This is a genomic window from Dyella sp. Tek66A03 (assembly GCF_052567735.1).
The window spans coordinates 335537-359891 of record NZ_CP199584.1; the positions used below are offsets into that span (position 1 = coordinate 335537).

A 24355-nucleotide genomic window follows, 5' to 3' on the forward strand; every position below is an offset into this window, starting at 1 on the left:
CGCAAGCGTTTGACACGCTTAGCGCTGAGATATCTCAGCGCCCTTAGCGATAACGATAAAGCCGTACGCGAAAAATCCCGAATTTCCCTGATGGCAGGCTGAGCTGGCGCCCCTGATTGCTGTCGTCACCATTGATCGTCCGGCCGGCCACCCATGCGCCGTTCTCGTAGCGGCCCTCCTGGATGGATTCGATCCCGGCGATGGGGTTGGCCGGATCTTTCGATGCGAACGTGAGAATCATGCCCGTTCCGGCCACGATGAACTCATCCGCTCCCAGTCGCACGATCAGGCCGCCGTGTGCACCGGGTAATTCAGCTTTTTCCTTGGCGCCGACCGAGACGCCGGGAAGTTGTTTGAAATGGACGTCGAACCTGTAGGGATCGAAAGCAACCTGCTGCGGGGAAAGATCGACAGTTCCGGCGAACGCAGTCGGGGCGCGAATGCCGACCAGCTTGCCGGTACCCTGGCTGGCGAGCAGAAGCGGCGTCAGTTGCTCGATAACGCGATAGCCATCGCCCAGCGCGGCGGCATCCTCCGCCGACAGAAACTCGGGTGCGTAAGGCGAAAAGCCCATCGCCTTCAGGCTGGCAAACGCGTAGAAGGCATTGGCCGCCATGTCTGCCGCGCTGGCCCGGCCGGTTTCCGGAATAAAGTACGCCTGGTCCGGTTGCACGTACTTGTTCGCCCATTCGACAAAGTTCGGAAAGTAAAGATCGGGCGCGAGAAAATCGAGGGCGCGTGCGGCGGCCTTCCAGACGTCGAAGACGTGCGGTAACGGTCCGCCGCTCGGGTACTGGCCGGGAAGGCGGCCGGGCCGAACCAGGGCGGCGTTCACGAACATGGGCAGCGGATACACGGCCTTGCCGCTCGCCGCGACCTTGCCGGTGAAGCTCGCTTCGGTCCATGCATTGAACAGCTCATCCGTCTGAGGGCTTGCGCCGAAGGTGTCGGCCCAGCTCGCTCCGGTCTTGTAGCCATGGGCTTGCCAAGCGTCTCGCAGCGGCGGCGCCAGCGTGCTTTTGTGCGCAGCGAGATAATCGGTCAAGCGAGCGGGCACGGGCGCGGCAAAGGCGGCATTCGCCGTCGCGCTGTGGTCGCGCGCTTCGGGCAACATGCCGACTTCGTTCTCGACCTGCACCATCAACACGGTGTGCTCGTGCGCATCGGTGTCTTTGAGGTGCTGCATCAGCGCGGAGAAGGCGCGGGTGTCGGCGTCGAGATTGGCCTGGCTCAGTGCCGACAGAATCTCGAGGCCACTGCCATCCGTACGCGCGGCGCGAGGAAAGCGCTGTTGATCGCGCTTGACCCAGGCCGGCGCATAACTGGACATGCTGTTCTTCCAACTGCCAAACCAGAGCAGCACGAGCTTCATGCGGTGCTGCCTGGCACCCGCGACAAGGTGGTCGATGCTGGAGAAATCGAAGCGCCCTTCCTGCGGTTCGATCAGTTCCCAATAAACCGGAGCGAGTACCGTGTTGAGACGCATGGCCTGCAACTTGGGCCACAGGTCTTCCAGATAGTCCCGATTCGAGGCGGACGAATTCTCCAGCTCACCGCCGCGGATCAGAAAGGGCGCCCCGTCGACGATCAGTTGATAGGCCCCGTGCTCCAGGCTCAGATGCGGCATGGCGGGCGCGGCCGCATGCTCCACCGCCAAGGCGGACTGGCACGACAGGCCGAGCGCAAAAAGCATGAGCGCGGTCCGGTTTAGCAGCGGCTTTATCATGTTCGGCACACTCGCTTTCCTTGCTGGCAATGGCCCGTACCGCGTGCCCGGATATCGAGCAAGACTATATCCGGGGCGCCGTACGGGACGCGGTCAAGCACTCTTCCCGTCGGCGTCGAGGGCGCGCGAGACCGACGCGGGCGTGCCATCGCCGAGCGCGGCATAGGCACGGCGCAGCGCGGCCACGAAACGCGCATCCGCTGAAAGCGGCGCGAATACCGCTTCGAGCTTGAAGAAGGCCTCGAGATCGCCTTGCGGGTCGCCGGTAGTGACGCTGCCGATGGCGGATAGCCTGTCGTTCAGCGGATCGACCAGGGCCACGCCTTGACCAGCCTGTCGGCGCACGAAATGCATCCATGCCGCGATGGGCAGACACAAGGCGTCAATCGATTGCCCTAAGGCGAGCGCATCGGCGATGGTGCTGAGCAGGCGTACCGGCAGCTTCTGCGAGCCGTCCCAGGCAATCTGCGAAAGACGATGGCGGATGGACGGATTGCGGAAGCGTTGCAGAATGGCATCGATATACGTGCGCACGTCCATGCCGGCGGGCAGGGCAATCGCGGGGGCAATGGACTCGCGCATCAGCCGCTCCACAAAGCCGGCAAGCCGAGGCTCGCTCATGGCGTCGCCAACGGTTTCGATCTGCATCAGCGAACCGAGATACGCGAGGCTGGAATGGGCGCCATTGAGCAGGCGCAGCTTGGCGCGATCGTAACCGGCGATGTCATGACTCATGGTGACGCCGACGCGCTCGAAAGGCGGGCGCTCGTTGCAGAAGCGGTCTTCGACCACCCATTGGGTGTACGTCTCGCGCTGGATCGGCCAGGCGTCCACGCAGCCGAGTTCGCTGCCAACGCGTGCGCGCAGCGCGTCGTCGGTAGCCGGCGTGATGCTGTCCACCATCGAACACGGGAAGGCCACCTGGGCTTCGATCCAGCTGGCCAGGGTGGCATCGATGCGCCGCGCATACTGCAGCACGGCACGGCGCAAGCGATGGCCATTGTCGGCGAGGTTGTCGCAACTGAGCACGGTATACGGTGCCAGCCCCTGCTGTTGGCGTGCGCGCAGGCCGGCGACGAGATAGCCGATCGCGCTACGCGGTGACGAAGGGCAGGCAAGGTCATGCACGATGTCAGGATGGCTCACATCGAGATCCTGCCCGGCCAGGCAGTAGCCCTTTTCGGTAATCGTGAGTGTTACCAGTCGCACCGAGGGATCGGCCAGCCGCGCCAGCACCGCGGCAGGCTCATCGCGCGCCCACAGCAGCTCGCGAATCGAGCCGATCACGCGCAGCTGACTTTGTTCGCCCAATAAGGCCAGCGCGTACAGGCCGTCCTGCGGCTGCAAGGCGTCGCGCACGTCGGCGCTATGCAGGGACACGCCGCAAATCGCCCAGTCCGGATGATCGGCCAGCAGGTCGTCGAGATAGACCGCCTGATGGGCGCGGTGGAACGCGCCGGGGCCGATATGCACAATGCCGATGCGGGTCTGGTCTGGCGCATAGGCCGGCTTGACTACCGACGGCGGCAAGTCGGCCAGCGATTTCAAGGACAGGCGCGTGTCCAGCTGCGAGGTGATCTCGGCCATCAGCGTTTCACCTCGAAGCCACCTTGGCCGAGAAAGGCGCGCATATCTGCCTCACGCAACAAGTTGACGTCGCCGGGAACGGAATGTTTGAGGCAGGCGGCGGCGATGGCGAAGTCGAGCGCGTCCTTGTCGCTCATATGGCGCAGCAGTCCGTGCAGCAAGCCGGCGGCAAACGCATCGCCGCCGCCAATGCGGTCGACAATGCCGCTCAGCGCATACGCCTTCGTGCTCAGCACACGCTCGCGCACGGCCAGGATGCCAGCCAGCTCCTGATGGTCGACGCTGCGGTGCTTGCGCTCCGTCGCTGCCATATGGCGCAGGCGCGGCCACGCGGCGAACGCCGCAGCCGCCGCGGCTGCAAAGCGCTCGGCTGCGCTCTTGTATGGAAAGTCCATGCCGAGGATCAGGGCCACGTCGCGGTCGTTGCCGAAGATCAGGTCGGCCTCGGCCACGATCTCGCGCAGCAGAGCCGGCGCCTCCACCACCCGCGATCCCCACAGCTTGCTGCGGAAATTGCAGTCGAACGAGACCGACACGCCCGCCTCGCGCGCTGCGCGCACGGCCGCCAAGGCCGCCTGCGCGGTGGGTTTGCCCAAGGCCAGGTTGATGCCCGATAGGTGCAGCCACTGGGCGCCGGCAAGCAGGCGCGGCCAGTCGTAAGCCTTGGCCGCGGTGCGCGCGAACACCGAATCCGCGCGATCGTAAAGCACCTCGGAAGGGCGTTGCATGGCGCCCGGCGAAAGGAAATACAGCCCCATGCGACCGTCGGCATAACGCAGGCCGGCGGTATCCACGCCATGGCGGCGCAACTCACCGGCGCAGGCGTGACCGAGCGTGTTGTCCGGCAGCGCGCTGATCATGGCGCTGTCGTGGCCAAGAATGGCCAGCGACGCGGCCACATTCGCCTCGGCGCCGCCGAAGTGTGCATCGAAGCGCGGCGACTGCAGCGGCAGTTCATGCCCCGGTGGCGACAACCGCAGCATCAGTTCGCCGAAGAAGATGATCCGGTTTTTGCCGTTGTTGGTCTTGGTTTCGTTACGCATTGCGTTTTCCATCAGTGCTGGACGACGACGTCCTTGACCAGGCGGATATCGGTGCTGGAAGCGCCGATCTGCACCTGGTAGTTGCCCGGATCGACAGCATACGCATGCCGCACGTCGTCGTAATACTTGAGATCGTTGGAAGGCGAGATATCGAAGCTGACGCTACGCTCCTCGCCCGGTTGCAGGTTGATGCGCTGGAAGCCACGCAGTTCCTTGGTCGCGCGCGCATGCGGCGTATCCAGCGGGTGCAGGTACAGCTGGACGACTTCGTCGCCGGCGCGCTGGCCTGAGTTCTTCACTTTCAGCGTGACCTTGACGTGATCCTTCGCCGCCACCTGGCTGCGGTCGAGCTGCAGGTCCGAGTAAGTGAAGTGCGTATACGACAGGCCATGGCCGAACGGATACAGCGGCTCGCCTTTGAAGTAACGGTAGGTGCGTCCGCTCATGCTGTAGTCGTCGAAGGCCGGCAGCTTCTCGTCACCCTTGTAGAAGGTCACCGGCAAACGTCCGGCGGGATTGACATTGCCGAACAGCACATCGGCGACGGCATTGCCGCCGCGCTGACCGGGATACCAGGCAAACAGGATCGCCGGCACATGCTGCTTGGCCCAGTCGACGGCCAACGCCGAACCGGCGGTCAACACCAGCACCACCGGCTTGCCGGTCGCCTGCAACGCTTCGAGCAGCTTTTCCTGAGTCTGCGGCAGGCGCAGATCGGTGCGATCGCCGCCGGCAAAGCCAGGATAATTGACCTTCATCTCCTCGCCTTCCACGTCGCCGGTCAGGCCGCCCACGAAGACCACCACGTCGGCGTGGCGCGCCGCCTCGAGCGCTTCCTCGAACGGCGGCTTGGCGCCGGGCAGGCGCCAGGCCAGCTGTACGTCGGCATTCTTGGCGCCCTTGGCATATTCCAGGCGCACATCGTAGGCCTTGCCTGCGATCAGATCCACGAAGGCGCTTTGCTTGGGCGGGTTGGCGCTGGCGTCCCAGGCATCGATCAGCGGTTTGCCGTCGAGGTAGAGGCGAAAACCGTCGCTGGCAGCGGCGCTCAACTCGTAGCGGCCCGATACCGGCGCTACCAGCTGGCCGCTCCAGCGAACGCTGAAATGGTTGCTTTCCAAGGCCTGCGAGGCGGGCAATTCGCCACGGCTGATCAGGTCGTCGACCGGGGTGCTGTGGTCCCAGCGAAAACTCACCTTGGCATCCGTGCGCGTCAGTACCGGCGAAGACGCAAAGTCGTTGCCGCGGAAATACTCGCCCTTGAGGCCGTGTTCGCTCGTGTTCGCCGAGGGACGCAAATAGGCAGGCTCGATCAGAGTCGCCGCGCCCGGTCCGTTGAGGCCTTCGACCAGGGCGGCGCCATGGGCACAGGTCACTTGCGCGTTAGGCACGGCCTGGCGGATACCCTGCACAATCGTCACGGGCGCAGCCGGGGTGCCGTAGTAATTGCCCAGCAGCGGCGCAACCTCGTCTGCGGTGGGACCGATCACCGCGATGCGGCGTACGTCGTGCGAAAGCGGCAACATGCCGTCGTTCTTCAGCAGCACGATCGATTCCTGTGCAGCACGTCGCGCCAGTTGGTCATGCGCCGGCGACTGATTGACGGAGTAGGGAATCTGCGCATAGCGCACCCGCTCCGGCGGGTCGAACATGCCGAGCCGGAAGCGGGTCAGCATCAGCCGCTTGAGCGCGGCGTCGATCTCGCTTTCGTTGATCAGGCCCTGGTGCACGGCCTTGGTCAGCGCCGCATAGGTCTTGCCGCAGTTCAGGTCGTCGCCGTTCCTTACCGCCAGCGCCGCCGCCTGTTCGGCGGTAGGCACGAGCTTGTGCTGGAGATAGATATCCTCCACCGAGTCGCAGTCGGAGACGACGTAGCCGTTGAAGCCCCAACTCTTGCGCAGGATGTCCTGTAACAGGCGCGGGCTGGCCGAGGCAGATTCGCCGTTGACGCGGTTGTAGGCGCCCATCACCGCATCGACCTTGGCCTCCTGCACCAGGGCCTGGAAGGCCGGCAGGTAGGTCTCGAACAAATCGCGTTCGCTGGGATGCACATCGAAATGATGGCGGTCCGCTTCGGGGCCGCTATGCACGGCGAAGTGCTTGGCGGTAGCGTCGAGTTTCCGATAGGTCGGATCGTCACCTTGCAGGCCACGCACGAAGTTCACGCCCATGCGCGAGGTGAGGAACGGATCTTCGCCGTAGGTTTCCTGCCCACGGCCCCAGCGTGGATCGCGAAAGATATTGATATTCGGTGACCAGAAGGTCAGGCCCTCATAGCGGGCGTGCATGTCGTGCCGTTCGAACTCGTTGTACTTGGCGCGCGCTTCGTCGCTGATCGTGGTCGCCACCTGGCTCATCAGCGCGGTATCGAATGTCGCCGAGAGTCCGATCGCCTGGGGGAAGACGGTGGCCTGGCCGGCGCGTGCGACGCCGTGCAAGCCCTCGTTCCACCAGTCGTAAGCGGGCACGCCAAGACGCGGAATCGCGGGCGCGCTGTTCTGCATCTGCGCTACTTTTTCCTCCAGCGTCATGCGCGAGACGAGATCGGCGGCGCGCTCCTCGAAGCTGCGCTTGAGATCCAGGTAAGCGGGCGTGGTGGCATGTGCGGCGGCGGCTGGCGCGCAGAAGGCCTGGGCGCTTACGGTAAGCAGGGCGACGGCCAGGAGCGTGCGCCAAGTCGGCAACCTGTTCGAATCGTTCGTTTTCCCCTCCCGGCGCGTGCTTACGGATCTGCAACTGCGCGGCAAGGACGCGCCAGGGGATCGAGCCATCGATACTTCCTTCAAACGGTTGTGTATAGGCATGGCCGCTTACTCGTTCCCAAGCTGGCGCGCATAAGGTCCCACCACGGCGCCTACGAAGCCGCCGGCGACATCGGTGCTGAGCAGGCTGCCGTCTTCGTCGCGCCGCAGCCACTTCCAGCCGGAGCCGTCGTCATACGCGAATGAATAAGCACCGCCATCCGCAGCGATTTTCAGCTTCAGCTGTCGCGTTTCCTTGGGCAGGACCGTCGTCGCGACGAGCGCCTGGTCGTCACCACGATGTCGCAGCAGTGACACCACCACCTGGTCGCCGATGCGCTTCGCGCCCAAGGCATACCAGTAATGCTCGTTCTGGAAGCTGGCGATGCCGGCTTCCGTGCCCGCCTGTGCCGGCAGGGTCAGCGAGGTACTGGCCTCGAACGCGAGATGCTGCTGTCGCCGCGCGAGGAAGGACGGATTGCGCAGGGTGTCCAGGCCTTCCGGCAGCGGGTGGATCGCCAGCTTGCCGGGATGGCTATGCAGGTCGGCCCAGTCCTGTTTCGGCACGCGCACGTACAGCCAGGCCGGATCCAGCGTGGTGCTGGCAAACGCATCGCGCCAACTGAAGTTGCCGCTTTGTGGCGTCTGCGTAGCATCGTGCTGCATGAAGGTCGGACCCGCGGCGACCTGCGGAATCGCGCGCCCATGCGGCAGGATCGTGGGCCAGCCGTCCTTCCAGGTGACCGGCAGCAGGAAGGTCTCGCGGCCGGTGTTGTAGTGCACGCGGTCGTACGCGCGGCTGGCCAGGAACACCGCCCACCAGCTGCCATCCGGTGTCTCGACCAGATTGGCATGGCCGGCATTGGTGATCGCGTCCGGGCGATCCGCGGGGAGATCGCGCTGGGTCAAGATCGGATTGTCTGCATAGGGAAGGTACGGCCCCCACACGGAGCGGCTGCGCAGCACGACTTGCGAATGCTGCGGTCCGGTGCCGCCCTCGGCACACACGAGGTAATACCAGCCCTCGCGCTTGTACAGGCGCGGCCCCTCGATCCAGATCGGCTTCTTCGACAGGTCGACGCCGCCATTGATCACGACCCGACGTGGGCCGAAGGGCTTGTACTTGGCCAGGTCGAGCTGCTGCATCCAGATCGCGCGATGCCCCTCGTACAGCGGCTTCCCTTCGGGCGCGTCATTGTTGAGCAGGTAGACCTTGCCGTCGTCGTCGAAGAACAGCGACGGATCGATGCCGCCGATGGTCGGCAACCAGATCGGGTCCGACCACGGACCGGCCGGATTCTTGGCGGTGGCGATGAAATTGCCACCGCTGTCGACCGCGGTATTGGCCACGTAGAAGGTGCCGTCGTGATAGGCGATGTTCGGCGCGAACACGCCACGCGACATGCTCAAGCCGTCGAAATTGAGCTCCGACGGACGATCAATGACGTGGCCGATCGGCGTCCAATGCACCAAGTCGCGGCTCTCAAAAATGGGAATGCCGGGGAAGTAGGCAAAGCTCGAGGTCGCCAGGTAGTAGCGGTCGCCCACGCGGACCACGCTGGGGTCCGGGTTGAAACCGGCGAGGACCGGATTGCGGTACTGGTCCGGCGACAGCGGCTGCTCGAACGCCTGGTCATGGCCGCGGTACTCGAACCAGTCGAACAGCACCGGTTCTTGCGCGCGCGCAGACATGCCGGCCATGCCGATAAGCAGCATGAGGCCGGCGCGAAGGGAAGCACGCTGGCTTCTCTTCGGCGAAACGATCTTGCGTTCGGCGAGGCCGAAGAGCCGGGTCAGCGTCATCACCAATCCCACATCGAGCCGTCTTCGAGACGCGCGATCGGCAGCTGCTTGGGTGTGTAGGGGTAACGTGCGGCGAGCTTCTCGTCGATGGTCACGCCGTGTCCCGGCGATTCGCCGCAATGCAGGCGGCCCTGGCCGAAAACGTAGTCGTGCGGGAACACTTCGTTGGTCTCGTCCGCATGGAACATGTATTCCTGGATGCCGAAGTTCGGCACCCAGGTGTCGAAGTGCAGCGCAGCGCCCATGCACACCGGTGACAGGTCGGTGGCACCGTGGAAGCCCGTGCGCACCTGATGCAGGGCGGCGAAATCGGCCAGGCGACGCAGATGGGTGATGCCGCCACCGTGCACGATGGTGGTGCGGATGTAGTCGATCAGCTGGTTCTCGATCAGGTGCTTGCAGTCCCAGATCGAGTTGAACACTTCGCCTACCGCCAGCGGGGTCACCGAATGCTGGCGGATGATCTCGAAGGATTTCTGGTTCTCCGCCGGCGTGGCGTCCTCCAGCCAGAACATCCGATACGGTTCCAGGCTGCGCGCCAGGCGCGCCGCTTCGATCGGCGTCAGGCGGTGGTGCGCATCGTGCAGCAGCTCGACACCAGTACCGTGATCGGCGCGGAGGCGTTCGAACAGCTGCGGCACGATCTCGAGGTACTTCGGCGTTGACCACACCGTTTCGGCCGGCAGTTCGCTTTCCGCGGGCTCATAGGGCTTGCCGGCGCTGGAAATCCCGTAGGCCTTCTTCACGCCCGGCACGCCGCATTGCGCGCGCACGGCGAGAAAGCCCTGTTCGATATAGCTGGCGACCTGTTCGCTGGTCTCGCTGATATCGCGGCCATTGGCATGGCAGTAGACCAGAGCGCCTTCGCGCGAGCGGCCGCCGAGCAACTGGTAGACCGGCATGCCGGCGAGCTTGCCCAGGATGTCCCATAGCGCCATATCGACGGCGGCAATCGCCGTCATGGTGACCGGACCGCGCCGCCAATAGGCACCGCGATAAAGGAACTGCCAGAGGTCTTCGATGCGGCCCGCGTCGCGACCGATGAGGTTCGGTACGACGTGTTCCTGCAGGTAGGCGGCCACGGCCAGTTCACGGCCGTTGAGTGTGGCGTCACCGATGCCGCTGATGCCCGAGCGGGTCTCGATCTTCAGCGTGACGAAGTTGCGACCCGGGCAGGTGACGATGACGCGCGCGGCGATGATTTCGCGGTCGCGCGCCGAACCATTGGCCGTGACTTCAGGGGAGGGGGTGGGGCTCATGGCCGGGTTCCTTGCTTGGCTTCTTGTGTTGGCGTGATGGGCAGCTCGAACGGTCCGGCGGGCAGGCCGGAGCCGTCGTAAAGCGTGCAGATCGGGCTGTCGGCCCAGCAGTAGCGCACGCGTTTGATATCGCTGACCGGAAGGGCCGCGCGCAGTACCACCTGATTGCCGTGGATGTCGGCGCTGGCGTAATGGCAGGAGTCGGCCTGGGCTCCGCACAGTTCAAAGCCGACCGGGTTGTCCGCGCCGTAGACGATCAGCTTGTCGGTGACGTCGCCAAAGGTGAGCGTCACCGCATCGCCATTGTGCTGTGCCGACGTGGGCACCGGACCGGACGGCGGCAAGTCAGTTTCACCATAGATCACATGGCGCGCCGCGCGGGCGAGGCGACGCCCCAGCTCCTGCTTGTTGGCCGGATGGATATCGGAGCGCTCGCCAATATCGACGGCGACGGCGAGACCCGAGTGCGGGTCCTGCAAGGCAGCCAGGCGCTGTGCCTCGCGCACCTGGGCCGAACCGCTTTCCATCGGGCGGGTGGCCGCCGGACCATAACCGGCGAGCTGCACGATCAGCATCGGCATGTTGGCGCCGAAGCGGGCGCGCAGATCGCCACGCAGACCGTCGAGCAGCGCCAGGTAGTTGCTCGCACGACTGGTGTTCGACTCGCCCTGATACCACAGGATGCCGCGCAGGCCGTAGTTGCCCAGCGGCGCAATCATGCCGTTGTAGATGGTGGTCAGGCCGGAGGTCGACAGCCACGGCGGGCTCGGCGGCGGTCCGTAGGACGAAGGCACCACCTGGTACTGCCAGGCGTCGCCCAGGGCAACCGTCGAGCCGTCGGCTAGGCGCAGCGCGCGCTTGGCCGCCGAGCCATAAAGGCCATCGTCGCGATAGGTGCCGAGCACATTGATGACGACGAGATTGTCGCCCTCATGCAGTACGCCGGGCGGCAGCGTGTAGCTGCGATCGTCGCCGCCGTAGCCGGTGCCGACCCAATGGCCATTGACCCAGGTCTGGTCGGCCTCGTTGACCGTACCCAGCGACAGCACCGCGCCCTGCGCCGCCTGCTCGGCGGTGAGCTTCACCGCGGTGCGATACCACAGCATGCCGGTGAAGTTCGCCAGCTCAGGCATCTCCCAACGCTGCCAGGCACCGCGATCGAGCGGCGCCGGCCGCCAACCTTCATTGACCACATGCGCGGGGTTCCACGGCTCGTTGGTCGCGCCAACGCCGGGGCGGGAGCGCCACCAGGCCTGCCACTGCTGAGCCCACTGCTCGCCGGCGCTGGCGCGGTCCTTGGCATAGAGCTCGAGCAGGTCCAGCGATGCGTCGTAGCCGCCGACCTTGCGCAAGGCCTGCGCGCTCATCCACGGCTCGATGCGCGAGCCACCCCAGGCCGAGACGATCAGGCCCATCGGCACCTGTACGGTTTTTTGCAACTCGCGTGCGTAGTAGTAGCAGGCGGCAGAAAACTCAGGAATGTTTTCCGGCGTGGTTTTTAGCCAGTGATTGGCGGCAGGAATACTGTCCTGCGGCGTGACGCTGCTGATGTTGTCGACGGTCAGCATGCGAATGCGATCATTCGATGCGTTCTGGATCTCGGAGCGCGAATCCAGGGTGCGCTTGACCTGCAGCACCATGTTGGATTGGCCGGCACACAGGAACACATCGCCGACCAGTACGTCATTGAGGGTCTGTGAGCTGCCGTTCGCCGCCGTCACCTTGAGCGAATAGGGGCCACCTGCCGGCAACGCCGGCAGCGAGGCCTGCCAGCGACCGCTGGCATCGGCACGCGCGCTTGCGCTCTTGCCGGCAAAGGCGATCTGCAGCTTCTCGCCAGGTTGGGCGTTGCCCCAAACAGGATTGGCACGGTCGCGTTGCAGTACCGCGTGATCCTGGAAGAGGGTGTTGAACAGAGGCGCATCGTCGCTCTTGGCCTGCGCGCTGAGCGCACTGAAGCCAAGCAATGCGGCGAGCACGACTGCGCTACTGCGAGCCTTGAACTGAATGGGCATAGCGTGGGTCACCATGATCAATGGCCAGGTACGTAGGGGAAGGAAAGCGACTGGTAATACTCAAGCGGGTGCTGCGGCGGTGCGAAGCCGGGCGGCAACGGCAGGTCGGACTTGCTCTGGAAGTAGGCGATGCTGGCATCGCGCCACCACTGCGCTTCCTTCTCCTGGATGGCCAGGAAGGCGGCGACCTGACGGTAACGCTCAGGGTCGATATGGCCGTCCAGACGGCGCCAGGTCTCGCGCATCTGCTTCACTTCGTCGACGCCACGCGTGTAGCGCGCGACCAGTTCGTACCACAGCGTCTGGCCCGAATGCATGCGGTAGTCCCACGGCAGGTGGTGGAACCACAGCAGGTCCTGCTCGGGAGTCTGCGCAGCATCATTGAACTGGGCGGCAAGCGGTGCTGCGTACTGGGCAACGGCGTTGCTACCGCTGCTGTCGCGGTCAAAGCCGATGCCATGACTGTCCGCGCGGTGATAGTAGACCGGGGTCCAGTCGGCACGCGGGCCGCCGGCATACCATGGCTGCGGACCGTAATGATGGCCATTGCCCATCAGGTGATGCAGGCCCAGCGGCGTCATGTAATCGACCACCGCCTCGCGCGACGCCATCATCATGTCGACCACCGGCTTGACGAAGGCCTCGTCGTTGCTGAAGGTCATGCGCACCCATTCCTCGGCGATGGTGCGCGAGGACAGCGACGGGTTCCAGGCCAGGCGGCCGAACGCGAACCAGTTGGCCTGGTTGAAATCCGAACCGGACCAATCGCGATCCGTGCCGATATTGGCGACACCGGCCATGCCGGTCAGCGCGTAACCATGCAGCGAACCATCGATCACCTTGGCAACCGTGGAACCCTTGCCGTGCACCATGGTGTCAGCCTGCAAGGTCTCCTCGAACAGCGGGCCCAGATAGGCCAGATGCGTGGCGAAGCCCAGGTATTCCTTGGTGATCTGGAATTCCATCATCAGCGGCGTCTTCGGCATGGCGCCGAACAGCGGGCTGAAGGGCTCCCTGGGCTGAAAGTCGATCGGCCCGTTCTTCACCTGCAGCAGTACGTTCGCGCGGAAGCGGCCGTCGAGCGGCTTGAATTCGCTATAAGCCTGCTTGGCGCGATCGTCCGGCTGCTCATGCGAATAGACGAAGGCACGCCAGATCACCACGCCGCCATGCGGCGCCAGCGCATCGGCCAGCATGTTCGCGCCGTCCGCATGGTTGCGGCCGTAGTCTTGCGGGCCCGGCTGGCCTTCGGAGTTGGCCTTGACCAGGAAACCGCCAAAATCCGGGATGTACTGGTAGATCTCATCCGCTTTCGCACGCCACCAGCGTTGCACCTGCGGATCGAGCGGATCGGCGGTCTTCAGTCCGCCGATTTCGATCGGCGAGCTGAAGCGGACGCTGAGGTAGACGCGAATGCCATAGGGCCGCAGCACGCCGGCCAGCGCCTTCACCTTCTCCAGATACAAGGGCGTCAGGATCTGGGCATTGGCGTTGACGTTGTTGAGTACGGTGCCGTTGAGGCCGATCGAAGCGTTGGCGCGCGCATAGTCGGTGTAACGCGGGTCGAGCCAGTCGGGCAGCTCTTGCCAGTCCCAGATCGAATTGCCGGCGTAGCCACGCTCGACGTGGCCGTCGAGATTGTCCCAATGGTCGAGCACGCGCAGTTTGATGTGGGGAGATTCGCGCAGATCGAGATGATCGATCGGCTGTTGGGTTTGCAGCAGGCGCAGGAAATGGAAGGCACCGTACAGCACGCCGACGTCGTCATTGCCGACGATGACCGTCGCCGCATGCCCATTCACGACGACGCTGCGGATCAGATAGCCCTCGCGCCCGAGGTCCTTGGTATTCAAGCGCAGGCGGGCCAGCAGCGGCGATGACGCCGGCGCCGCGATGATCGCGCCGTCGCTGGTGACAGCATCCGTCAGCGGCGGCGCTTGGCCGAGCAAGCCGCCCAGACCGCGCAGCAATTCGTTGCCGGTCACGGTTTGCGTTGGGGTTGCAGTGCCCACGATCAACTGCGAGGCGTGCTTCCGATACGTCGCCGCCTGTTCGGAGGCGAGCGGACGGTAGCGCAGCCACAGGTCGTAGCCGTCCTCGGCCAGTGCCTGGCTCGCACACAGGGCCGCCCCCAGCATCAGCATGCCCAAGACGAAGCGACGGTAAAGCGACGGCTTGCGCCGATGGCTGTCGCGCATCGAGGATGTCCCTTGAATTGTTTTGCTGGCCGTAGATCCTGGTACCGCTAACATATGCAAGAATTCCTGTGTTCAGCCGCAAATCGCGACTGATATCGATTTCCGTGGCTGCCGCGATGCGACTTGTTCGGCTGCGAACCCGCTAGAAGGAAATGGCATTGAAGAAGACAGGCAAGAAATCGGTTCGCCGCAAGGGGGTCGCCGTCACCATCGATGAGGTGGCGGCGCTTGCCAAGGTCTCGCCGATGACCGTGTCGCGCGTCGTCAATGGCCACAGCACGGTGCGCGAATCCACCCGCGAACGGGTCATGCAAGCCGTGAGTGACCTGGGCTATATCCCGAACCAGGCAGCCAGTTCGCTGGCGGCCGCGCAGGATGCGCGCATCGCCCTGATCTATACCAACCCCAGTGCCGGCTACTTGCGCGAGCTGCTGCTCGGCGCCTTGAACGGCACCGCGCGCACGGCGGCGCAGTTGGTCATCGATGACTGGGACGGGCTCGACACCAACGCCGAGCGCAAGGCGGCGCGGGCGCTCGCCAAAGGCGTGGCCGGCGTGATCCTGCCGCCGCCGTTGTGCGAATCCAAGGTGGTGATCGAAGAACTGGTCAGTGCCGGCGTGCCGGCCGTGGCGATCGCTTCGGGACGCTTCAATCACGATATTTCCAGCGTCCGCATCGATGACTTCCTTGCCAGCAAGGAGCTCACCGAATACCTCATCCAGATGGGGCATACCCGCATCGGCTGCATCAAGGGTCATCCCAACCAGACGGCAAGCACGCGCCGCTTCGAGGGTTACCAGGCGGCGCTCAGGGAGGCCGGCATCCCGTTTGATCCTGCCCTGGTCCAGCAAGGCTACTTCACCTACCGTTCCGCGCTCCCGGCCGTGGAGACCTTGCTGGCCCTGCGCAAGCCGCCAAGCGCGATCTTCGCCGGCAACGACGACATGGCCGCCGCCGCGATCTCGGTGGCGCATCGGCGCGGACTCGACGTGCCGCGCGATTTGTCCATCGTCGGCTTCGATGACACCTCGGCCGCGACCACCGTATGGCCCGAGCTCACCACCATTCGCCAGCCGATCGCGACCATGGCCGATTCGGCCATCGACATCCTGCTGCGCACGATTCGCCGCAAGGACAACGACACCCGGGTGGTGGTCGATCATGTCGTTGCGCATCAATTGATCAAGCGCGATTCGGTCGCGCCCTATACCGCTCCCACGGGTAAGTCGCGGGGCTGACGAGCAGCCCCGCGACTTCTCAAAAGCCTCGGTGGGGCGAGGCTCGACCTCGGTGGGGCGAGGCCGTGCGGTTGGGGCGTCGCTCACCTAGCTAGCCTTCCATCTGTTCCAGTTCCTTGCCGCGGGTCTCGTGCACATAGCGCTGCACGAAGAACACCGACACCACGGCGGCAGCGGCATACAGGCCGTAGGCGCCGGCCAGCCCGATGCCGCCCAGCAGGATGGGGAAGCTCACGGTGATGGCGAAGTTCGAGGTCCACTGCGCGGCACCCGCCACGGCCAGGCCCGAGCCACGGATCTGGTTCGGGAACATCTCGCCCAGCATCACCCACATCACCGGGCCCCACGACATATTGAAGAAGGCCACGTAGACATTGGCGGCGACCAGGGCCAGCGTGCCCATGGGATGGGATAGTGCGAGTTTGCCGTTGGCGTCCATGCCGGCATTGGCGAATGCAACGGTGACCAGGATCAAGCTGATCGCCATGCCGACCGAGCCGATCCACAACAGCGGCTTGCGCCCGACCTTGTCGATCAGCATGACGGCAACCAGGCAGGCAGCGATGCTCAAGGCGCCGGAAAACACGTTGATCAGCAGCGCGTCGTTCTCGGAAAAGCCGACGGCCTGCCACAGCACCGCGCCGTAGTAGAACACCACGTTGATGCCGACCAATTGCTGAAATGTAGCCAGGCCGACACCTACCCAGACGATGGGACGGATCTTGCCGCTGACTTTATCCCGCAGGTCGGACAGGCGCGGACGATGGCGGTCATGCGCCAGCGAGGCACCGATCTCGGCCAGCATGGTTCGCGCCTTGCTTACGCCGTACAGCCGGGTCAGTACTTCGGCGGCTTCCACGTCGCGTTTCCTCACCACCAGGTAGCGCGGGCTTTCGGGTATGAACAATAGCGAGACGAAGAACAGCGAGGACGGCAGCACCTGCATCCAGAACATCCAGCGCCATGCGGCCTGATTCAGCCACAGCGCGTCGGTCGACGCGCCGGCCGCCTTCGCCAACAGGTAATTGCTGAGGAAGGCGCAGAACAGTCCGCCGATGATGGCGATCTGCTGCACAGTAGCCAATCGACCCCGGTACCGCGCCGGTGCGACTTCCGCGATATACGCGGGCGCGATGACGCTGGCGGCACCGACGGCGAAACCGCCCATCACGCGCGCGGCAACAAACAGCAAGGCCGTCCCCGCTGCACCGGCGCCCAGCGCCGAAAGCAGGAACAGCACGGAGGAGATGATCAGGACCGCGCGTCGGCCCCAAAGGTCCGACACGCGCCCGGCGAAAAAGGCACCGAGCGCGCAGCCCAGCAGCATCGAGGCGACGACCAGACCGACCACGGTCGAACTGGCCTGGAACGTCCTGCTCAGTCCTTCGACGGTGCCGTTGATGACGCCGCTGTCGAAGCCGAACAGAAAGCCGCCCAGCGTGGCGACGCAACTGATTTGAACGATGAGCCGGGTGTTCTCTTCAGCCTTGGCGGGCACGGTGCGTTCGAACAAGACGTTATCCATACGGTAGGTTTCTCATGGCCGTGGTCTGGGTTCCTACCACCGATTTGATATGGCTCGGCTCACCGTTGATGGCGTCTCTCCACGGGAGGGAGGAGAGACGCCATCCCGCATTAACGCGACAAATGCAGGTTGATCAGGTTCTCGTAGCGTTCCTGCTTTCCGCTGCGCTGGGTTGGCTCGCCGTTCTTCACGGCCAACGCACGCAGGTCGTCCAGGCTGAGCTTGGCCAGTTCGAAGTCGCGGCCGGGGCCGTTGTCGAAGCTTGCATAGCGATCGGCGCGCCACTGCTCCCACGGCGATGCCGTCAACAGCGAATGGGCGACTTCCAGGCCGCGCGCGAACGAATCCATGCCACCGATATGGGCGAGGAACAGATCGTCGGCGTCGGTCGATTCACGCCGCACCTTGGCATCGAAGTTCAGGCCGCCCGGTGCCAATCCACCCTGGCGCAAGACCACCAGCATGGCGCCGACGGTGTCGTACAAGTCGCTCGGGAACTGGTCGGTGTCCCAGCCGTTCTGCGCATTGCCGCGGTTGGCGTCGATGCTGCCGAGCAGGCCGTGATTCGAGGCGACCTGCAGGTCATGCTCGAAGGTATGGCCGGCCAGCGTGGCATGGTTGGCTTCGATGTTGAGCTTGAAATCTTTTTCCAGGCCGTGTTGCTGCAGGAAGCCGGCCACGGTGGCGGAGTCGAAGTCGTACTGATGGTTCATCGGCTCCATCGGCTTGGGCTCGATCAGGAAGTTGCCCTTGAAGCCGATGCTGCGGCCGTAGTCGCGCGCCATGGTGAGGAAGCGGGCGAAGTGTTCCAGCTCGCGCTTCATGTTGGTGTTGTGCAGCGAGGCGTAGCCTTCGCGACCACCCCAGAACACGTAGTTGCTGCCGCCCAGCTCGACGGTGGCGTCCAACGCTGCCTTGATCTGCACGGCCGCACGCGATACCACCGCGAAATCGGGATTGGTCGCCGCACCGTTCATATAGCGGGGGTGGCTGAACAGGTTCGCCGTGCCCCACAGCAGCTTGACGCCAGTGGCGCTCTGGCGCTCCTTGGCCAGCGCGACCATATGCTTGAGGTTCTTCTCATACTCGCCGACGTCATCGGCATCCGGTGCCATGTCGATGTCGTGGAAGCAGTAATACGGCACGCCGAGCTTGGTGAAGAATTCGAACGCTGCGTCGAGCTTTGCTTCGGCACGCGCGAGCGGCGCGGTCTCGACATCCCACGGATAGTGGCGCGTGCCCGGACCGAACGGATCGTGGCCCATGTTGCAGAAGCTGTGCCAGTAGCAGACCGCGAAGCGCAGGTGCTCGGCCATGGTCTTGTCGCCGATCTTCTTGTTGGCGTCGTAGAACTTGAACGCCAGCGGGTTATCGGACTGGCGGCCTTCGAACGGAATACTGCCGATACCGGGGAAGTATTCACGCTTGCCGATGAAAGGAGTGCTCATGAGATTCAAATCCTTGTCGAGAAGTAAGGGCGTCGGAGTCGGCGACGCATCAAACGGTGTTCGTGGATTAACGATTCGCGTAGAAGGAGACAGCTGCGTCCAGGTGGCGCAGGAATTGGCCATAGGTATTTCGGTAGGCCGCGGCGGCCTTGGCGTCCGGTCGCGTCGAAAGCCCCGGCTCGATCAGCACATGCTCGCGCGCAAGGTCGGCCAGCGCCGCCGTGCCGCCGTTGGCATGGTCATGGGCCCAAAGCGCCTGCAGCGCGGCACCAAAGGCGGCGCCCTCGGCCTGGGCCGGTACATCGACCGGGAGCTCGAAGATGTCTGCGACCATCTGGCGCCATGCGGCGCTATGGCTGCCGCCACCGGTAAGGCGGATCGCGTCGAAGTGCAGGCCGGCCGTCAGCCAGGCGTCGTAGCCGTTGCGCAAGGCGTAGGTCGCGCCTTCCATCGCGGCGCGATAGGCGTTGCCGCGGGTCAGGTTGGCCATGTCGAGGCCATGCAGGCTGGCGCGGGCGTTCGGCATGTCCGGCGTGCGCTCTCCATTGAAGAACGGCAGCATCACCAGGCCGGCGGCGCCGGGCGCGGTATCGGCCATCACTGCATCGCCGTCGCGGCTGCTGAAACCAAACGCGCGCGCCACGCTCTCCGTGGCAACCGTGCAATTCATGGTGCAGATCAGCGGCAGCCAACCGCCCGTCGATGAGCAGAAGGCAGCCCAGCTGCCGCTATCACTCACCACCGGTTGGTCCGCGTACGCGAACAAGGTGCCGGAGGTGCCAAGGCTCATGCTCAACACGCCGGCCACCACGTTGCCAGTGCCGATCGCCGCCATCATGTTGTCGCCGCCGCCCGCCGATACACGCACGTTGCGGGGCAGGCCGAGTTCGTCGGCAATCGTCGGCGCGATGACAAAGCTGGCATCCGCTTCGACCAGGGGCGGCAGGCATGCAGCCAGGTCACGCGTCGGGTCCGTCGCGGCCAGCATGGACGAGGACCATTGGCGCGTGCGCACGTCGAGCCAGCCGGTGCCCGAGGCGTCGCCGTATTCCATCCAGCGTTCGCCGGTCAGCCAGAAGTTCACGTAATCATGCGGCAGCATGATCGTAGCCAGTTGCTGGTAGACCTCAGGCCGATGCTTGTGCGTCCACGGCAACTTGGATGCGGTATAGCCGGCGAGGATGGGATTGCCGGCCAGCTCCAGGCTGCGCTGCACACCGCCCGCGGCCGCCATGATCTCGTCGCATTCAAGCTGCGTGCTGGTGTCGCACCAGAGTTTGGCGGGTGCCAATACCTTGCCGGCAGCGTCAACCGGCACGAAGCCATGCTGCTGGCCCGATACACCTACGGCGATGACGCGTGCGCGCAAGCCCGGATCGAGCTTCGCGAAGCAGGCGCGGATCGCGTCGATCCACCACTGCGCTTCTTGCTCGCGACTGCCATCGTCACCAGCGATCAACTCCAGCGCTTGACCGTGCGTGGCAACGACGCGACGCAGCGAAGGATCGTAAGCAACAAGCTTGACGCTTTGGGTGCCGACATCTAGTCCAACAACAAGGCTCATCTGCATTCCACGACGGTAAATGTTAGCGCTACCACTTAAAGCTAACGGAGAAGTATCAGGCTGGCAAGAACGGCTCGCGGGTCACTCGCAGTGAGAGAAAAACCGAGTGCGGCCGAGGCGACGGATGCGCGCGTGAAGGGCCATGCCGCATTGCAAAAATTACGTCGGACACCTGCTTGCATTGGCTGCGTTGGAAGCGTGACTTATATCCATGGGCGATGGCCAAGCTCGCGCGCAGCGCGACCAGCAACTGCGATGGCCGGGCGTGCGACGGTGTTCGCAAATGGCTTTGCTGAGCCGATTCAAGTTCGGTGTTGGCGATGGCGAGCGCATCAGGGACGAGAACGAGCGCTAACGAGCGCCGCCGTCGTTGAATGTCACTTTGGTCGGTGCGGGGAAATGCTGTGGTGCATCAGAAGCCGCACTCTCAACGCGGACTGACACGCGCTTTCGGCGTCCGAGTCCGGGAGCCGGGGAAGGTCGGAGGGAGGGCGGTGATCGAGCAGAACCGGTCATGGCTCCGCTACGGGGGCACCTGGCCGGTCGGCAAAGGGCCCGCGCTAGCGGGTTCCTAGCTGGGCCATCGGATACCCCGCCTGGGTGAGTCGGCGGCCACCGTCGCTTAGCCGATGGACGCATTCGTTACATAGGCTCCGACCGCGAATCGTGGCGCGATGCGATAGGAGCTGGCGACCAGCCACGCCCCTCCCGCAATCGCAAACGAGATGATGAGTGCTGTCCACTGGGTCCGATCCATCGGCGTGGCAATGACCCCTGGCCCCCACACGAGCAAGGTGATGATGCTCAGCATGGCGGCCTCTAGCGTGGCAGCCAGCCGCGGGACGATGCCCAGAAGCATGGCGATGCTGGCGGCAATACTGGCGGCGCCGGTCAGGTAGACCCAGGCCAACCGAAACGGCAGCCATGCCGGCACGAAGGCGACGGTCTGTTCGCTATAGAAGAAATGGGAAAGTCCGATCATCGGCAGCGCAAGCGCAAACAGCACCCTCGCGCAGCGGACGCCGGTCTTGCCCGTGATGAAGCCAAGGGCTTTCCTCCTGCCGTCGTCGGCCAAACTGGCATGAAGAATCCAACCGCCGGCAAAGATGACGGCGATCTCACCGAAACCCAACCAGCTAGCTTCCATCCGCGGCATCACCACGACTTCCCGCAGCTTCAGCAACAGCCATAGCAACAGATAGACGGCCAATAGAGCAGCAGAGAATCTTGCCGTGCTTCGAAACAGCAGGCCGATGCCGGTCACCAATTCGATGGCGGCGCAGGCATAGGCGATCAACTGGCGGCCGGGCAAATGTTCGATCGGAATGCGCTGCCAGACCATGGCAAAGTCGCCATAGATAAGCCCGACGATGCCCAGGCCGATCATGGTCAGCGCGAAAAACACGCGTGCCAGTCTTAAGCTTGCCATGGGGGCCATGCGTCGGTCGTCGGCGCTTAGCACGGGCGATCCAAATCGCATGTGGCCTGGTCGAGCTGAACTTCCCATACCCCGTCTCCTTCATAGTGTGAGTAACACGCGGACATCGGACTGGCCCCTGGCCGAGCTTGACCAGCCATTCGGCCTTGTGAGCCGTTGGTACGAACGTGAGCAGGCTTGCGTAACGACTGATGGATCAAGGAACGCCCGACAGGCGCTGCGCCAGTTCGACGCTGCGCGGTGCAGCAAGTCCCCCATAGCGCCTGTCGATCTGGTCGAGCAGTCGCCTTGCCGGCCCGGCTTCGCCGCGGTCGATCAAGCCTTGGGCCTGGTCGAGCTGTTGGCTGAGCTGGCTGTCCATGGTGGCACGGCAGCTGGCGAGTTTGCCCGGTTCCGTCGGCCGATGCACGGCCAGCGACTCCAGTGCATGTTCCAACGACGAGCCACCGGCCAGTTCGTGCCCCGTCCACGGCATGGACTCGTTGTCGACATCGAACACGCACCAGGCCTGCAGCGATTGCCGACTGCGCTTGTCGGCGTCTTCGTGGAACGCATCGCGCCCGCCGGTGAGGTACACCACGCGCGTCGATGCCTGGAACCGGTAGAGCAGGTCGCGCGGCGGCACGGGAATCTGCTCGCCGATGGCATCGCTGCCCGCATCGAGCAGGGCGCCATGGAAAAGGTCGGGATAACCGAGCGCCAGCCGCAGGGCCACGCGGGATCCGCCGGAGAAGCCGCCGATGTAGACCCGGTCCGGGTCGACCCGATAGCGTGACATCACATTGTGTGCCGCCAACAGCGCCAGTGGATCGCGCCGGTCGAGCACATTGGCATCGTTGCCGGAGTTGGCCGCGCTGACCAGGATGACGCCCAGGCGATCCAGCGCAGGGATCCAGCGTGGCGGGATCGCGGCCTGCGGCCAGGGCGGCACGAACACCAGCAGGGCGTAGCCACTCGCCGGCGCGTGCACGGGGACATAAAGTGCGAAGCGCTCCCGCTCCAGGTCGATCGGCTGCTCACTGATGCGCACATGCGCCGCATCGGCCTGTTGCTGCAGGCGCAGCGCGTTCAACGGGCTCACCAGGCGGCGCGCAAGTTCCGCGCTACTGGCGTAGGGAGAGTACTGCGTAAAGGTCACGTCGCTGAGCAGGCCCGAGTTGGCGACAGCAGCGTTCTGCGCTGCCACCGCCAGTGGCATTAGCAGCATGCTCAGCGGAAGCAGCAGACGCCAGCTCATCGGCGCAGGCTAGCACCGGCGTCGAGGCGCAGCATGTGGCCGCCACAGGCGCGGGAGGTGGCTCCCGCGCTTCGCTCAGGGCGTTTGCGCGTGATTGGCGGGTTCCGACGCGCTCTTTGGATAGCTCACCTGGCTTGCGCCGTACGGGGCATGCCATTGTCCCAGGGCGTAGTCGATGGTCATGCGCATATAACCTTCCGAGTAGCGGGTAGATAGGCGCGAGCCATCCGCTTGCAGCTCGTAATCGGTGAGACCGTGCTCGGCGTGCGGGAACAACGCGGTCGTGATGGGCAAGCCCTCGGCCTGAAGCGACTTCAGTCGACGCAGGGTTTCCGCGCTCGGCGCGTCGATATCGTCCTCGCCAAGCATCCACAGTTGCGGTGTCTTCACCTTCCTGAGTACGGCCATGGAGTCGTAGTGCCACGGCGTATGGAACATGAACGCCTTGCCCTTCTCGCGAATCTCGTCAGCGGTATACGGCAGCACCATATAGCTGAAGTCGCCGCGTATATCCTTATACCAGGGCTCGTTGCGGTACTTGTTGCGGGCCGCATCCAACTGCTCGTAGCCCTGGGTCAGGTTACTGGACAGGATCAGGCCGATCGCGTCGGAGATTTCCCACGCCTTGTCGATGGTGGCCTGGTCATAGCCCTTAAGCTGCAGCTGGAACGCCACTGCCTCGCGGTCTTCCTCCAGCGGCGAGATGGCGAGGCCATAGCCGACCATGACGAAATCCACCTTGGTCCGCGTGGCGGCCAGTGGAGCGACCCAGCCACCTTGGCTGCCGCCGCGGAAACCGACCCGCCCGGCGCGCGCGCCGGCCAGTGCGCGAGCCTCGCTGACGGCAGCCACGGCGTCGTTGGCGAGTACGCTGTAATCCTGCGTATAGGTGCCGCCGGAATCACCGGTGCCGCGCTTGTCGTAGACGAACGCAGCGACACCTTCGGCCGGAAGCTGGCGCTGCATATGGTCATCGACTCTTGCAGATTCGTGCTCCGAGCCGTGGATCAGCACCACCACCGGCACCTTGCCCTTGCCTTCCGGAAGGATCAGCCGGCCAACCAGCTTGGTGCCACCTTCGCCGACAAAGGTGGCGTCGTGCACTTCAAAGTGGATGCGCTGGCCGCCCATCCCGCCAAACGTGATGCCGCCCTTGGCACAGTCGGTGAATGTCACGTCCTTGCCGTCGGGGCGGGGCGTCCAGCCCCCGGTGCTGGTCCACGCATCCTTCTGGCCGCGGGTCAGTTTGCCCGTGGTACCGTCGATGCGGCGCCAGCGCAACGTGCCATCGTCGCTGGGGGCGATGTCCAGTGAGCTGCCGTCCGTCAGTCGATAGGCTCCGACGTGACAGTCGACGACGGGTTGAGCGCTGCTGAGCAGCGTGGCCAACAGGATGGATAACATGCGCGTCCGTTGCGTGGTGTCAGTGGCGATGACCCTAACACCCACCTGCATCGGTGCCATTGGCCGCAAGTCATGCAAGGCCACAAGTCATGGCTTGCGTCATGCTTGCGTGATGGCGATCGCGGGGAG

At 64.4% G+C, this 24355-nt stretch carries 15 protein-coding genes; 1 reads left to right on the forward strand and 14 read right to left on the reverse strand.

Annotation, left to right across the window (positions count from 1 at the left end):
• Positions 1–43: 43 nt before the first annotated feature.
• The 8 genes from ACT01B_RS01465 to ACT01B_RS01500 all read right to left on the reverse strand — a co-directional run bounded on the left by ACT01B_RS01465 (position 44) and on the right by ACT01B_RS01500 (position 14372).
• Positions 44–1693 (reverse strand): GH35 family beta-galactosidase, encoded by a 1650-nt coding sequence (locus ACT01B_RS01465; RefSeq protein ID WP_445145630.1) that lies wholly within the window; start codon positions 1691–1693, stop codon positions 44–46.
• Between the two features lie 126 nt (positions 1694–1819).
• Positions 1820–3313 (reverse strand): mannitol dehydrogenase family protein, encoded by a 1494-nt coding sequence (locus tag ACT01B_RS01470; protein ID WP_445145631.1) that lies wholly within the window; start codon positions 3311–3313, stop codon positions 1820–1822.
• Positions 3313–4356, reverse strand: a complete 1044-nt coding sequence (locus ACT01B_RS01475; RefSeq protein WP_445145632.1) for a sugar kinase — start codon at positions 4354–4356, stop codon at positions 3313–3315. The genes ACT01B_RS01470 and ACT01B_RS01475 overlap by 1 nt, the downstream gene beginning before the upstream one ends.
• 11 nt (positions 4357–4367) lie before the next feature.
• Positions 4368–7040 (reverse strand): glycoside hydrolase family 3 C-terminal domain-containing protein, encoded by a 2673-nt coding sequence (locus tag ACT01B_RS01480; RefSeq protein WP_445145633.1) that lies wholly within the window; start codon positions 7038–7040, stop codon positions 4368–4370.
• A gap of 126 nt (positions 7041–7166) precedes the next feature.
• Positions 7167–8813: a glycoside hydrolase family 43 protein gene (locus ACT01B_RS01485; protein ID WP_445147400.1), complete on the reverse strand. Its 1647-nt coding sequence runs from the start codon at positions 8811–8813 to the stop codon at positions 7167–7169.
• A gap of 86 nt (positions 8814–8899) precedes the next feature.
• Positions 8900–10159 (reverse strand): D-mannonate dehydratase ManD, encoded by a 1260-nt coding sequence (manD, locus tag ACT01B_RS01490; protein ID WP_445145634.1) that lies wholly within the window; start codon positions 10157–10159, stop codon positions 8900–8902.
• Entirely contained in the window at positions 10156–12189 is a 2034-nt protein-coding gene (locus ACT01B_RS01495) for a sialate O-acetylesterase (protein ID WP_445145635.1), read from the reverse strand. Before ACT01B_RS01495 ends, manD begins: the two co-directional genes overlap by 4 nt.
• 2 nt (positions 12190–12191) lie before the next feature.
• On the reverse strand, positions 12192–14372 hold the full coding sequence (locus tag ACT01B_RS01500; protein ID WP_445145636.1) for an alpha-glucuronidase family glycosyl hydrolase: 2181 nt from the start codon (positions 14370–14372) through the stop codon (positions 12192–12194).
• A 158-nt stretch (positions 14373–14530) separates the two neighbouring features.
• Between ACT01B_RS01500 and ACT01B_RS01505 the strand changes: the two genes are divergently transcribed.
• Positions 14531–15610 (forward strand): LacI family DNA-binding transcriptional regulator, encoded by a 1080-nt coding sequence (locus ACT01B_RS01505; RefSeq protein WP_445145637.1) that lies wholly within the window; start codon positions 14531–14533, stop codon positions 15608–15610.
• 91 nt (positions 15611–15701) lie between these two features.
• Here the strand turns inward: ACT01B_RS01505 and ACT01B_RS01510 are convergent, their stop codons facing one another.
• The 6 genes from ACT01B_RS01510 to ACT01B_RS01535 form a co-directional block, all read right to left on the reverse strand.
• Positions 15702–17135 carry a sugar porter family MFS transporter gene (locus ACT01B_RS01510; RefSeq protein WP_445145638.1) on the reverse strand — a complete coding sequence of 478 codons (1434 nt, stop codon included), beginning with the start codon at positions 17133–17135 and terminating at the stop codon, positions 15702–15704.
• A 110-nt stretch (positions 17136–17245) separates the two neighbouring features.
• Positions 17246–18583 carry a xylose isomerase gene (xylA, locus tag ACT01B_RS01515; protein ID WP_445145639.1) on the reverse strand — a complete coding sequence of 446 codons (1338 nt, stop codon included), beginning with the start codon at positions 18581–18583 and terminating at the stop codon, positions 17246–17248.
• A gap of 67 nt (positions 18584–18650) precedes the next feature.
• Positions 18651–20147 (reverse strand): xylulokinase, encoded by a 1497-nt coding sequence (gene xylB, locus ACT01B_RS01520; protein WP_445145640.1) that lies wholly within the window; start codon positions 20145–20147, stop codon positions 18651–18653.
• Between the two features lie 622 nt (positions 20148–20769).
• A complete protein-coding gene (locus ACT01B_RS01525) occupies positions 20770–21576 on the reverse strand; it encodes a DoxX family membrane protein (protein ID WP_445145641.1) in 807 nt (268 codons plus the stop codon).
• 205 nt (positions 21577–21781) lie between these two features.
• Positions 21782–22822, reverse strand: coding sequence for a hypothetical protein (locus ACT01B_RS01530; RefSeq protein ID WP_445145642.1), 1041 nt, complete (start codon positions 22820–22822; stop codon positions 21782–21784).
• Between the two features lie 75 nt (positions 22823–22897).
• Positions 22898–24286, reverse strand: coding sequence for an alpha/beta hydrolase family protein (locus ACT01B_RS01535; RefSeq protein WP_445145643.1), 1389 nt, complete (start codon positions 24284–24286; stop codon positions 22898–22900).
• Positions 24287–24355: the final 69 nt, after the last annotated feature.

Bases quoted from the DNA above. Each gene is read 5' to 3' on its own strand.
- ACT01B_RS01465 (WP_445145630.1), bottom strand. From the start codon at position 1,693: ATGCTTTTTGCGCTCGGCCTGTCGTGCCAGTCCGCCTTGGCGGTGGAG.
- ACT01B_RS01470 (WP_445145631.1), bottom strand. From the start codon at position 3,313: ATGGCCGAGATCACCTCGCAGCTGGACACGCGCCTGTCCTTGAAATCG.
- ACT01B_RS01475 (WP_445145632.1), bottom strand. From the start codon at position 4,356: ATGCGTAACGAAACCAAGACCAACAACGGCAAAAACCGGATCATCTTC.
- ACT01B_RS01485 (WP_445147400.1), bottom strand. From the start codon at position 8,813: ATGCTGCTTATCGGCATGGCCGGCATGTCTGCGCGCGCGCAAGAACCG.
- manD (WP_445145634.1), bottom strand. From the start codon at position 10,159: ATGAGCCCCACCCCCTCCCCTGAAGTCACGGCCAATGGTTCGGCGCGC.
- ACT01B_RS01495 (WP_445145635.1), bottom strand. From the start codon at position 12,189: ATGGTGACCCACGCTATGCCCATTCAGTTCAAGGCTCGCAGTAGCGCA.
- ACT01B_RS01500 (WP_445145636.1), bottom strand. From the start codon at position 14,372: ATGCGCGACAGCCATCGGCGCAAGCCGTCGCTTTACCGTCGCTTCGTC.
- ACT01B_RS01510 (WP_445145638.1), bottom strand. From the start codon at position 17,135: ATGGATAACGTCTTGTTCGAACGCACCGTGCCCGCCAAGGCTGAAGAG.
- xylA (WP_445145639.1), bottom strand. From the start codon at position 18,583: ATGAGCACTCCTTTCATCGGCAAGCGTGAATACTTCCCCGGTATCGGC.
- xylB (WP_445145640.1), bottom strand. From the start codon at position 20,147: ATGAGCCTTGTTGTTGGACTAGATGTCGGCACCCAAAGCGTCAAGCTT.
- ACT01B_RS01525 (WP_445145641.1), bottom strand. From the start codon at position 21,576: ATGGCAAGCTTAAGACTGGCACGCGTGTTTTTCGCGCTGACCATGATC.
- ACT01B_RS01530 (WP_445145642.1), bottom strand. From the start codon at position 22,822: ATGAGCTGGCGTCTGCTGCTTCCGCTGAGCATGCTGCTAATGCCACTG.
- ACT01B_RS01535 (WP_445145643.1), bottom strand. From the start codon at position 24,286: ATGGCACCGATGCAGGTGGGTGTTAGGGTCATCGCCACTGACACCACG.